At 39.5% G+C, this 12,604-nt stretch carries 11 protein-coding genes; 1 reads left to right on the plus strand and 10 read right to left on the minus strand.

The features are described 5' to 3' along the window. Positions 1 to 11: 11 nt before the first annotated feature. From HF992_RS00205 to HF992_RS00240, 8 genes are all read right to left on the minus strand, one after another. Positions 12 to 1,214: an arabinan endo-1,5-alpha-L-arabinosidase gene (locus tag HF992_RS00205; protein WP_168548053.1), complete on the minus strand. Its 1,203-nt coding sequence runs from the start codon at positions 1,212 to 1,214 to the stop codon at positions 12 to 14. A 33-nt stretch (positions 1,215 to 1,247) separates the two neighbouring features. Then, a complete protein-coding gene (locus HF992_RS00210; protein WP_168548054.1) occupies positions 1,248 to 3,575 on the minus strand; it encodes a family 43 glycosylhydrolase in 2,328 nt (775 codons plus the stop codon). A 47-nt stretch (positions 3,576 to 3,622) separates the two neighbouring features. Continuing rightward, on the minus strand, positions 3,623 to 4,597 hold the full coding sequence (locus HF992_RS00215; protein ID WP_168548055.1) for a glycoside hydrolase family 43 protein: 975 nt from the start codon (positions 4,595 to 4,597) through the stop codon (positions 3,623 to 3,625). Continuing rightward, positions 4,594 to 6,030: a glycoside hydrolase family 43 protein gene (locus HF992_RS00220; RefSeq protein ID WP_246201191.1), complete on the minus strand. Its 1,437-nt coding sequence runs from the start codon at positions 6,028 to 6,030 to the stop codon at positions 4,594 to 4,596. Before HF992_RS00220 ends, HF992_RS00215 begins: the two co-directional genes overlap by 4 nt. Beyond that, entirely contained in the window at positions 6,023 to 6,637 is a 615-nt protein-coding gene (locus tag HF992_RS12310; protein WP_168548057.1) for a DUF624 domain-containing protein, read from the minus strand. Before HF992_RS12310 ends, HF992_RS00220 begins: the two co-directional genes overlap by 8 nt. A 4-nt stretch (positions 6,638 to 6,641) precedes the next feature. Beyond that, complete coding sequence (locus tag HF992_RS00230; protein ID WP_168548058.1) at positions 6,642 to 7,475, minus strand: carbohydrate ABC transporter permease; 834 nt, start codon at positions 7,473 to 7,475, stop codon at positions 6,642 to 6,644. Between the two features lie 9 nt (positions 7,476 to 7,484). Next, on the minus strand, positions 7,485 to 8,396 hold the full coding sequence (locus HF992_RS00235) for a carbohydrate ABC transporter permease (protein ID WP_168548059.1): 912 nt from the start codon (positions 8,394 to 8,396) through the stop codon (positions 7,485 to 7,487). A gap of 162 nt (positions 8,397 to 8,558) precedes the next feature. Then, the gene (locus HF992_RS00240) at positions 8,559 to 9,893 is read right to left on the minus strand and encodes an ABC transporter substrate-binding protein (RefSeq protein WP_168548060.1); all 1,335 of its coding nucleotides are present in this window, start codon (positions 9,891 to 9,893) and stop codon (positions 8,559 to 8,561) included. A 284-nt stretch (positions 9,894 to 10,177) separates the two neighbouring features. On the opposite strand from HF992_RS00240, the gene HF992_RS00245 reads away from it, so the two are divergent. Next, positions 10,178 to 11,068, plus strand: coding sequence for an ArsR/SmtB family transcription factor (locus tag HF992_RS00245; protein WP_168548061.1), 891 nt, complete (start codon positions 10,178 to 10,180; stop codon positions 11,066 to 11,068). A gap of 63 nt (positions 11,069 to 11,131) precedes the next feature. Here the strand turns inward: HF992_RS00245 and HF992_RS00250 are convergent, their stop codons facing one another. Both HF992_RS00250 and HF992_RS00255 read right to left on the minus strand, forming a co-directional pair. Beyond that, positions 11,132 to 11,374, minus strand: coding sequence for a DUF6171 family protein (locus HF992_RS00250; RefSeq protein ID WP_168548062.1), 243 nt, complete (start codon positions 11,372 to 11,374; stop codon positions 11,132 to 11,134). 537 nt (positions 11,375 to 11,911) lie between these two features. Further along, complete coding sequence (locus HF992_RS00255) at positions 11,912 to 12,544, minus strand: V-type ATP synthase subunit D (RefSeq protein ID WP_168548063.1); 633 nt, start codon at positions 12,542 to 12,544, stop codon at positions 11,912 to 11,914. Between the last annotated feature and the right edge of the window lie 60 nt (positions 12,545 to 12,604).

A 12,604-nucleotide genomic window follows, 5' to 3' on the forward strand; every position in this document is an offset into this window, starting at 1 on the left:
TGCTCCTTTCCTTATGTTAATCGTTTTTTTCCGATAACAGCAAAACCGTCGTCATTCAGACCAGCCAGGCATGGTGTCATCACACCATTTTCTAGCTCCTGCCAGAAAAGAAGTCTGTACCCTTCCCAAACATATTCATCATCTGTAACAGCTATCAGATCTTGTTCCCTAAGAAAAACCAGTTCACTTTGTTTTAAGTCACTGTCAGCTTCAAAACGGATAAGTTCCCATTCTCCTTCTAAATCATTAACGAATTGCGGTTGACCACCATCATAAAGCAATGGCGAAATAACAGGCCATCCATTGGACAACCATTTCAATTCCCTGACGTTTAAGAAAAATTGATCCGAAAAAGTTTTCCGTCTAGCATGATGGACAACAAACAATCGGCCATCTGAGCGTTTTAAAATAGAATTATGACCTGGCGCATAGACTGGCAATTCGTCCTCAAACTGGAAACTACCCAAGAGTTTCACACCATTTAAGAGCGGATCAATCTCTAAATCGTTCATGTCTTGTCCCTTGATGTCCACATAAGGGCCATCCACATTGCGAGAGCGTGCCACACGAATATGGTAGGTGTTGCTCAAGGAGTCATAAGAGCTAAAGAGGTAGAAATAATCCGTTTTTGGATGGTAGTAAACAAAGCAACCTTCTATGGCTGTATCGACACTCTTAGGTCGCGCTGCTATCCGTTTGCCAAATCCCTCTTGACTCGGTTTCCCAGTTTTTTTATCAATCGGTAGAATGTAAATCCCTCCGAAGAAAGACCCGTAAACCATCCACTGCTCACCATCACGGTCTGTTACGATGTTAGCATCAATCGCATTATGCGTGCAGAGATCTGGACTTGTCTTGACCACGACACCCTGATCTATAAAAGGTCCCGTAGGTGAGGTAGACGTAGCAAGTCCTATATAAGAGGTAGTGCTGCCAAAGGTCGATGCCGAATAATACATGCGATACTCCCCTTGGTAGTTGATGATTTCTGGAGCCCACAACCCGACAGCCTTGCTCCAGGCTTTGGCAACCTCTGGTACACCCTCTAGCGCACTTGTCACAAATTCCCAATTTACCAAATCATTGGATTTCCTAATCGGAACCCCTGATGTTTCAGGTTGTTTGGTATCTGTTGAAATCAGATAGAAGACACCGTCAGCTTCGATAATCGTCGGGTCATGAACACCGAATTCCAGTTGACTTTCTTTTACCATAATCTTATCTCTTTCTCTCTTGCTCAAGAAATGCTATTTTCTCTTTTTCCGACTAATTGGAAGGACTCCGAAAAGACTTATCAGTAGAGCACCTAAACTTGTTGTTAGACGAGATTGATCCCCTGTTTTTGGTAAATATTTTGACGGGGTGGTTAGGTTAAGAAGCATTTCACCATCCGTCTCTATTCTTTGTGGGAGGCTTAAGACCTCTGAGTCTTTTACAACTTCTGACACCACTTCAGATTGACCGCTATGAGAGACCTTTGCTTCTCCAATTGTTCCCTGACTAATATGGTTGGGAATTAAAGGTTTAACAAAGTAAATCACATCTCCCTTAGGTGTTTCTTGAGGAGTTGGCTCTCCCTCTGGTTTATCAATGGTTTCAGAAAGCCCAAGTTCGTCCTCTTCTGTATTATCAACAGGCTCTTTGACTTCGTAATCCTTACTCCCCCAAAGAACCGTATTATCATCACCGACAAGTGCAAAAACAAGCTTCACTTGACTAGACTTTTCAGCATATTGAAGCGCGAATTGGCCCTTATAGACATGACCATCCGCACTTGTGAGGTTAAGGCGATAAAGACCATCTTGAGATACAGATGTCCAAGTTCCTGTGAATCCTCCTGAGACTGTACCGTCCTCATGTAAAGTGACAGAAGCTTTTGGAATCGCACGACCACTGCTATCTGTTCCGTGATTGACAAATTCATACTCGCCCGTCAACCCATTATCAGAAGTCAAGGTAAGCGCTTTTTCTTTTTCGTAAAATTCATACGGCAAGGCTACCGGCCAGCCGTCTTCTGTCATGACCATGCGATGCACTCTCACTTCATGATACTCGCTACCTTGATCAAATCGGGTATGGTACACGAGGTACCAGTCACCATTTTCATCAATGAAGGCTGAGTTATGTCCTGGAGACATATAGGCCGCATCAAAATCATTAAAGTTATAATTCCCCATCACCTTGAGACCGTAGGCCGTATTAATCGGATCAGGCGTCCAGCCAGTGTATTGGGGATTATTGCCTTGGGTATCTACATACAAGCCGTCTACCGTTTTAGAACGGAACAAGCGCATGTTGTAGCCACCCTCACGTGTCAAGCCACCATAAGTAACAAAGAGGTAGTAATAATCCGTATTGGCATCATAAACAATGTAGGGGGCTTCACCCGATTGGTGCCATCCTCCCAGCAAATGGGTTCCAAAATAACGATCAATCCGCCGTCCATCAGGCGTTACACCATCGACACCGGGGTAAATCGCTTTACCAGTCACTGGATCAAGCTCTAAAAGATAGATACCCCCAGACCACGATCCATAGGACATGTAGAGGCGATTATCCTTATCGAAAAAGACATTAGCATCGATCGCATTTGGCGCATAATCATTGTCATAAGTATGACCGTTGTCACGATTCCACTTATTATTGAAGCCATCCACAATGACGCCTGAATCAATTAATTCATCGATATGAGTATTTTTATAGTGAATGTTTCGACTGCTACCATCCGTTGCATTTTCTTTGGTAAAACCTGAATAAATCAGTGTATCTTTAAAGTCGTAAGGACCTTCTACTGACTTAGACACTGCATAACCAATGACAGAACGTCTCCATGTCGAAGATGAGGAGAAATAATACATGTAGGCCCCAGTCGTTCCGTCTTCCCACTGATAAGAAGGGTTCCACAGTACATCTGGTGCCCAGACAGAATATCTGCCCCCAGCAGTATCCGCATCATCATAGCCTGCCCATTCAAAGACTGGCGCTAAGTTCTCATTGAGATCTCCGAGAACACTAGACGGATTGTCATATTCTCTGCCAAATAGTGCTGTCCAATTCTGTAAGTCATCTGACTTAGCCTGAGCTAAGTGAGAGCCAAAGACATAGTAAGTTCCTGTCTTTTCATCGTAAAAAATAGATGGATCGTGAACAGACACGCGACTAAAAGCTTCTTTCTCTTCTTCAGGTACTACAGCTTGCCTAGTAGAAACAGGTGTTGCAACCACTGATTTCAGATTCTCTGTGTCTGCTGTTAAGACTTCTTCTATAGACTCGGGCTGAAAAACAGCTTCAATAGTTTCTCCAACCTGCGCGTCTTCAGCCAAAGGAGATGGTGCAAGATTTTCTACTCCAGAGAAAGAACTATTTTCGTTAAGAATAGGTTCAATGTTTCCGATTGTATTTTCTACCCTATTTGATAGTTCAACAGTATCGTTTCCTATCTCATCAGCTTCAACAGAAGGGACACCCGAAAGTAAAATCATAGTTCCCAACAAAACACTGCAAGTACCGAGATAGCTTTTTCTAAGCGAGTAACGTTGGCGACTATTCCTAAATGCAAACAGATTATATTTCATTTGATTTTCCTCTACCACTTATTTAACTCTGACAGAATTGCAAATCCTTAGTTATTGTTACAGTATGCATCACCAGGTTCCCCAAAAACAGGGAAACCATTCTCATCCCAAGTGAAGACTTGAGCGTTGGCATGGCGGTTTGGATTGTCCAAAGGATCGCCTTCTTTGTTCTTTTCTGGACGAGCATGGAAGACAATCACATCTTCAGTATCATCTTCATTGCGTGTAAAGGAGTTATGGCCTGGACCATAGAGGCTATTTTTCTCCGACGATACAAAGACTGGCTTATCCAGTTTGTTCCAAGAATAGCCATCTAAAAGATCATCGCCAACATTAGCCCACAACAAGCCTACGGCATAATTTTCGTCTGTTGCACTGACAGAAAAGGTCACAAAGACTTTGCCATTACGGATAATCGCTGCTGGTGCTTCATTGACCATAAAGCCGATTTTTTCCCAATCGTATTCAGGAATGGTCAAAATGGTTTGTTTACCTTCTAAGGTCCATGGATTTGCCATTTTTGAAATGTAAAGGTTGGAGTTGCCAGGAATTCTAGGATCCAACTGAGCCCAAATATAGTACAACTCGTCGTCCAGTTCAAAAACGGTCGCATCAATACTGAAGCTTTCAAACTGAGTTTTGATCTGACCTTTTTCCACCCAGTCACCTGCCATTGGGTCAGCGTTGCTGTTTTCAATGACAAACATCCTATGATGATTGTGTTGGTTGCGCTCAACCGCATGGTTACTCGCTGCGAAGTAGATGTACCACTTTCCTTGAAGGAAGTGAATCTCAGGCGCCCAGACCAACTCACTGAGAGGCCCTGTTTCATGCGCTTCCCAAACAGTCACGATTTCAGCATTATCGCTCAAATCATTTAAGGTTTTGGCACGACGCAATTCAATAGACTGGTAGCCAGGGACTGACCCTGTGAAATAATAATACCCATCGGTGTGTTTGTAAACCCAAGGATCTGCTCGCTCTAATACGATTGGGTTTTTATAAATGCTATTAATGCTCATTTTTCTTTCTCCTCTATCATAAACAAGGGAATCCCCTTGTCAGAAATACCTGTAAAAGTCATCACCTGTTTTTCTTGCTGTTCATCCCAATTCGAGACAAACTTCCCTCGGTAGGTTACTCCTTCAATCTTAATACTAGAATCTTCAGTGATATTATCTGATGAGATTTGCCAATCTCCCGATAAATCTCCCGTTAACTTCCCGTTTCTGCCTAATTGAACAAACTGAGGTTCTATAAAATCTGCCGTAATCTCTTTATCAAAGGCCAACAAACGATAGGAAGTAGCCACTTGATTGATTTGATAGCGATCAATAGCCTCGCCACTATATCTCAGTGGAGCCAACACAGGCCATCCGTCTTCTGTAAAATACATCTGATGGACTCGAACTTCATGCATTTCCCCAGCATTTAAAAAACGAGTATGAAAAATGACATAATAGTTATCCGTCTCCTCATCATAATAAGTAGAATTATGCCCCGGAGATATGTAGCCTGCATTCGTCAAACCATCGTCTGGTTCATAGCTAAAATTACCAATCAATTTAACGCCGTAATCTTGGATACTGAAATCATCAAACACAGTTCCAACAGCACCTTTTACAGACGCCATGGGATTGCCTTCCATATCTTCATATGGTCCATCTGGGGCTTTAGAGCGTGCTACCCTTATTTGGTAACCACCATCTGCTGTCAGACCACCAAAGGAAGTGAAGAGATAATAATAACCTGTATCCTTGTTGTACTGAATATAGGGCGCTTCGATTCGACTATGATTACCACCAAGCAGGTGTTTTCCATATCCCTGGCCTTCTTTTGGTAATCCAGTTGCCTCATCCAGCTCAAGAATAAAGATACCCCCAGAATAAGATCCATAGACCATCCATAATTTCTCATCATTATCATAGAAAACATGGGGATCAATAACATTTGGATGCTTTGTTGCATCATAGATTTTTCCAAACTGCGGGCTCGTTCCAGAATAAAGGAACGACTCCACCTTCTTAAAAGGTCCATCAACAGAATCCGCTACAGCAACTCCTAAAACAGACAAGGGAGAATCTCCAACACATAGACAGTAATAAAGATAATACTTGCCATTTTTGAATTGAACAAGGTCGCTTGCCCAAAGTGTATTCGTTTTTGCATAAGCAAATTCTTCCTTTAATTCTTCTCGAATATCTTCAAACAACATATCTGTTGAGACAGAATTTGCTAATTGTTGCCACTTGATTAAATCCGCTGACTTTGCAAGCATCGCATGGGATCCTACAATATAAAATTCATCGTCACTTTGAATGATGGATGGGTCATGAACACTGACGTTTTCAAACTTCGGATCCTGAAGTTGTTGTTTTACCGGCTCTACTTGGCTTTTACAACCAGCCAACATGCATAAAGGTAAACAAAATAAGACTAATCGTTTTTTATTCAAGAACTCCCCATCCTTTCTTGGCATAGTCCATTTTAAGAACTCTATGAACCGTGAAAATAAACAGAGCCACTGAAAATAAATTTAACAAAGGATAGGAAATGGATAAAATGAAGAAAGTTATGAGGCTAATTACGATAACCAACGAAGATTTTAGAAATACCAATGGACTTAAAACAATAAACTTGGCATAAGACAAATCAATATTTTTTTCCACAGTCATCAGGTAGGAACTATTAAGAATCATGATTATTAGATAGAAAATAATCAAGGTTATCGGAATTATAAAACCTGCTCTGAGAATAGCAACTCCTCTAATTAGAAACCATTCAAGCATAAAAACGATTAGTAGAACGCTTGGCACGAATGAAACTAATTTATGGTGTTTAAAGACTCGGCTAAAACACTTGAAAAAGTGTTTCATGATTTCAAAATAACTGTAGTCAGTTTTAAAATACATTCTATCTTTTATAACATCCATAGTGGCAACTGTACTCGGAATAAGACCAAAAATTCCCAGTCCAATAATACACCCAAAGACCCATAAGATATTCAAAAGGATGAATAAGACTGCAATATGAAGCCACTCCATTAATCTATTCCACACCATAACGTCAACCTTTCATGCCAGATAAAGCAATAGACTCAATAATTTGTTTTTGGAAAATGATAAATACTATCAGCACCGGTAACAATGAAACTACTGACGCTGCCATGATCAGTGGGTAATCCGTTTGAATGGCATAAGCTGCATTCAAGTTTGCAATAACCACTTGCAAAGTTTGCTTTTCTGGAGTGTTTAGATAAATTAACGGTGCAAGGTAATCATTCCAAACTCCCATGAACCATAAGATAAACTGAGCAGCAACCGCTGGTCTAATCAAGGGAAAAATAAGATTGAAGAAAATTTTTGTATAGCTAGCGCCATCGATCTTGGCTGCTTCCACAACAGAATCTGGAATGTTAGATAAATACTGTCTCAAAAAGAAAATCATCGTGATATTCCCAAACAAACCAGGTATAATCAAAGGAAGCAAGGTGTCTACCCATCCAATTTTCGAGAACAACATAAACTGCGGAATCATAACAACAGGATAAGGAACCATTAATGCCCCTAAAAGCACAATAAATAGCAAGTTTTTAAATGGGAGTCTTAATTTTGCAAACGCAAAGGCCGCCATACTAGATGTTATTGTACCAACTATGGTAACAGTCAAGGAAACAATAACCGTATTCTTGATACCAGATATCAAGGTATCAAGTTCGAGGAGCCGTTGATAGGCATCCCACTTGATAGGATTAGGAATCCATTGAGGCGGCAATTGAAAAACCCCCGCCTTATCTTTTAAAGATGTCGAAACCATCCATAATAGCGGACCAACCATAACAATTGAGCCAATTAGTAAAATAATCACAATTAGGACATTTGAAAGTTTTATTCGTTTCATTTTCTTCTCCTAATCTAATTTATACTCTGAACGTTTATTGATCCAGAATTGAAGTGCCGTTACAGCAAAAACAATAACCGCCAATACCAAAGCCATGCTACTCGCATAACCCATTTGGAAATTTTTGAAGGCTTTTTGCCAAATGTACCAAACAATGGTAGCTGAGCCATATTTTGGACCACCAGTTGGTGTCATAATGTTAATTTCAGTAAAGATTTGTGAACCACCGATAATGTTAGTTACAATCAGGAAGAATGTCACTGGTTTAACCATTGGCCATGTAATATTGGTAAACTTTTGGAAGGAGGAGGCACCGTCAAGTTCTGCCGCTTCGTAAAAGGTTTTAGGAACGCTTTGAATAGCCGCTAAATAAAGTAACATAGAGTATCCAAGCCCTTTCCAAATCGTCATGATAATAATAGCTGGTTTAACAGTTATAGGATTTTGTAACCAGTTAGGGCCATCAATCCCAAAAATTTCCAGAACTTGGTTCACCAAACCAAAGTCACCATTATAAGCCCACTGCCACAAAATGGAAATCGCCGCCAATGATGAAATCACTGGAATATAATAAATGGTTCTGAAAATTGTTGTTCCCTTAATCCCACGACTCAAAGCTGAAGCTAGAGCAAAGGACAATAATAACCCAATAGGAATGCCAATCATAAGAAAGATAGTGTTTCCCATTGTTTGGTAAAAGTAAGGGTCATTAAATAATTTTTGGAAATTGCTAAGGCCTACAAAGTTCATTCTTCCAAGACCATTCCAATCTGTTAAGGACGCATAAATCGAGTAGAGAAATGGTAAGAGTGAAAATGCTAAGAAACCTACTATAGGCAATATGACAAACAGGAAAGCCGCCCTATGCTCATTTGCATGAAGTTTACTTTTGGACTTTTTAACAGTTTGGGTCTGAGACATATTAATTCTCCTTTTAAAATGGGACCGAGAATACTGTTGATTCTCGGCCCCATCTATTCATTATAGAGTGACAAGAAACAAGAAAAATACTCTTCGATGTACCTTGTTTTAATACAAATCACATAAGTTTTAGGAATCATACTTCAGCAGTTTCAGAATTAACTACTGGGCCATTTCTTTTTGCTGATTAGCCGCATCCAGTTTTTCCTGCATCTTAGGTTGTACCTCTTTGACATAATCCTTAGCCGTAACATCACCATCTAAGACAGATTGAATGTTAATGAAGAACTCATCATACCATTCAGCTGTGTATGTCCATGCAGCAGGCATTGGATGACCGTAATCTTGAACAACATCAAGAAATTCTTGGCGATTATTAGGTATTGCTGATTTGTCTGAAGCCCATTCTTCAGCCATATCAATTAAGTTAGGAATTTGAATTTGTGCATCAACTAATTGTTGTTGACCTTCTTTAGAAGCACTTAAATATTCAACTAACTTTGCTGCTTTTTCAGGATTTTTAGTTTTGCTAGATGCACCAATACCTAGCGAACCAATGAATGTTGCTGGCTTACCAGTTTTTCCAGCTGGCCAAGGAATCAAGTCATATTCAAATCCTAACTTAGCATATGTACTCATATCCCAAGGTCCAACTGGGAAGAAAGCAATTTCACCATTCATCCAGCGTTGGTAAGTATCAAGTGTTTGGGCATCTGCAATAGAAGGAGTTACCTTGTGAACATTTTGAAGATCAGCGAAGTATTGAAGAGCTTCCGCAAATTCTGGTGTATCAACAGTTACAGTATCTTTAGCTTCATTAACCCAATCACCACCGTTGCTCCAAACAAAAGCCTGTAAACTCCAGTTAACGTTGAAACCAGTTGCCCACTGATCAACTTTGCCATCGCCATCTGTATCCTTGGTGAGTTCTTTAGAAACATTGACGAACTCATCCCAAGTGTATGGTGTGTCTGTGTCAGGCAATTCAATACCAGCTTCTTTAAACATATCTTTATTGTAGCCAAGAGCAAACGGACCTAAATCCTTTGGAAGCCCATATATTGGCCCTTGACCAACTTTCTTGCCATCATAGCGATAAGTGTTTACACCGTATTCCCAGATATTATCAAGGTCAAAACCTGAATCTTCAACATAGCCAGTGATATCAAGAAGAACTCCATTATCAACATAAGCCATCAAGTTATGTTGCTCTACATAGAATACATCTGGTATATTTCCTCCTGAGATAGCCGCCTGAAGTTTGGTGGCATACTGATCTGCATCTGTAGCAATAATTTTTACTTTAATATCTTCGGCTTCTTCAAACTTACTAATCGCAGCTTGGTAGGCTTTTTTCTCATCTTCTCCACCACGAAACATAAAGGTTAGCGTTTCAGAATCACCGTCTTTAGAGGATGATCCTCCACTGCTACAACCCGCTAAGATTAATGAACTTAATCCAGCAAGAGCAATTGCGCTTTTTAACCATTTTTTCATCTATATTTCTCCTTTTATAGTAACCTAAAAGATAATCTACCGCTTGTTTTTAATTAATTTTTTTGTTAATCTTATTACCCATAACCTCCTTTTTTGAACATTTTTGCAAACGCTTTATTTTTTATAAACTAATTCTAATCCTTTTATCACGCTTTGTCAAGCTTTTTAACAAAAAATATGCAGGTTTTGTTTTAGATTAATTTATTTATTAAATTTAAGGAGATTGGTGACTATTTGATTTACAGAAATTAGCGTTTTTGTTATTATTAATGTGGAGGTATTTTATGGAATTAGAGATTACGAAAGATGCATTACCAGTCTATGAAGCTTTAGCAAGCAATGTCCGGATAGAAATTCTTCAGTTACTAGCAAAGAAAAAAATGAACATCAGAGACCTTGCTGATACCCTTAATCTCAGCAGCGCTATCACAACGAAGCATATTCAAAAGTTAGAAAAAGCCCAACTCATCAAAACAGAACGAATTGGACATCAAAAAATATGTAGCTTACGTGTTGAACGAGTTGTAATCAACTTTCCTAAGCAACTGTTCAGCACTTACTCAATCAAGGAAACCTCTATTCCTATCGGGCATTACACGGATTATTCAGTTGAACCAACTTGTGGCTTAGCCAGTGCCCAGCAATTTATCGGTCCAGTTGATCAACCTAAATATTTTATTGTCCCTGAACGAATGGATGCTCAAATAGTGTGGTTCACTAAAGGATTTCTAGAGTATAAATCACCCAATCTACTGGATGATGATGAAAAATTGACGATGATGGAGATTTCTTTTGAAATTTCATCAGAATTTCCTTTTGCCAATGACAATTGGCCATCAGACATCACTTTTTCACTCAACGATATTGAGCTAGGTACCTGGACTAGTCCGGGTGATTTCGCCGATATCAGAGGAAAATATACTCCTGATTGGTATCCTGACAATCTAAATCAATATGGGCTACTAAAAACTATTCGTATTATGAGCCATGGGACTTACATAGATGGCGACTGTATTTCTCAATTCGCGATTTCTGATGTTGACAGCTCGGTTGACACTTGGAAATTCAAAGTTGAAGTGAAAGCTTCAGCTAAAAATGTGGGTGGTTGTACTTTATTTGGTAAAGCTTTTGGCAACTATGACCAGGATATTAAGATAAAACTCTTTTACAACTAAGACAAAAACTAGCGATGGGTGGTCACAAGATCTTTAGTAACCACCCATCGCTAGTTTTTTCTATCACCAAAGGCTAATAGGACAAGACTTACCCTCTAGAGCTGTTCTAAACTTATAAAAACAACCACATTTGCCACAAGTAGGCCCTTGTCTAGCTGAACAGTGTTCACAAATCGACTGTCGCCTCAACCATTCTTCCCTATTGACTTTTTCGCTTTCCATCGCTAATTGGAAAGCAATCATTTCTTCAATTTCTGTATCTGTTATTTGCTGTTTGACATCACATCCGAAACATAAATTATCCATCAAAAGCCTCCCTTAAATCATAAGTTTAATCTCATGTTTTTAAACATCAAGAAATCAAATAATTTCAATAAGATAACCTAAATACCCTATTTTCAAACCTGCCAGACTAACAACTTGTATGCTTCTAAACATTCCGAACATTAGACAAGTAGTCATTCTTACCCTCTATTTAGAATAACGAATAATCTCATACCTAGAAGCAAGCAATTGACAAAAGATAAGCACAATCACTAATTTTTAAAAATAAGATTACTAGTTGATTCTGGTAACAGTTCTTACTAGCTCTTCGTTGTTACAAACTCTAATTATACAACGTTTACATAGCCATTTTATCAGTATTTTAACAAACTGTAAAGAACCCAATACAAGCAATTGAAGCTACACTCAAACCCCATCATGAAATTTTGGGTTATATTGTCCATAAGATTTAAGAGCAATAATTTTCAATTCATATTAAATCTAGTTCTACCGCCCCGTCCTTGTTAGCTGTAATCATCATTTCCCTCCTCTTTTTAACAGAAAAAGATAGCCCGAAAGCTATCCCATATCTTTGACCTTCATCATGCGAACGACGTTTGCACGTTCAGCTTCTTCAAGCTTCATTTCGATATAATGAATGGTTTCTTTTAGTTGCGGAATGGTAGCGTACTCCAAACCATTCACCCGACGGCGTGTTTTTTCGATTTCATCCGCCATGAGCTGGCAAGATTTTTCAATCTCAGCCAACCGCAACAATTGATAAAGCGAGTCTTCAATTTGCTCAATTGCAGCATCCATCTGAGAGTTAGACGCCAAATAGCTGTAAACTACATCGCCTTCATCGTCTCCATAAGGGCTATTAATCGCCATATGCATGCGTGGAACATTGACACTCATGATGTTTTCCGTCTCAATATGAAGATCGACAGTCTTGGTTGGTACCGCAAAAATCTGCTCGACCATTTTATCATTTTCTAAAGACTTAGCCAACACGAAGTCTTGCATGCTCTCTACCATACCTGCTTCAACCTCTTTTCGAAGGCGGTTATTCTCTCGAATGAGGTCAATAAAGCGACGCATCAGTTCATCGCGCTTATCCTTGAGCAATTTATGTCCTCGGATGGCCGTTTTCAAGCGGTCTTTCAGACGGCTCAACTCCATCCGAGTTGGTTTAACATTTAAGCGTGCCATCAGTTGTCCTCCATTTGAAGAAAGAAGTCGCAGGAAACTGTATCACTTTCCAATGACTCT

The sequence above is a fragment of the Streptococcus ovuberis genome (assembly GCF_012396585.1).
GTDB classification, from domain to species: Bacteria; Bacillota; Bacilli; order Lactobacillales; family Streptococcaceae; genus Streptococcus; species Streptococcus ovuberis.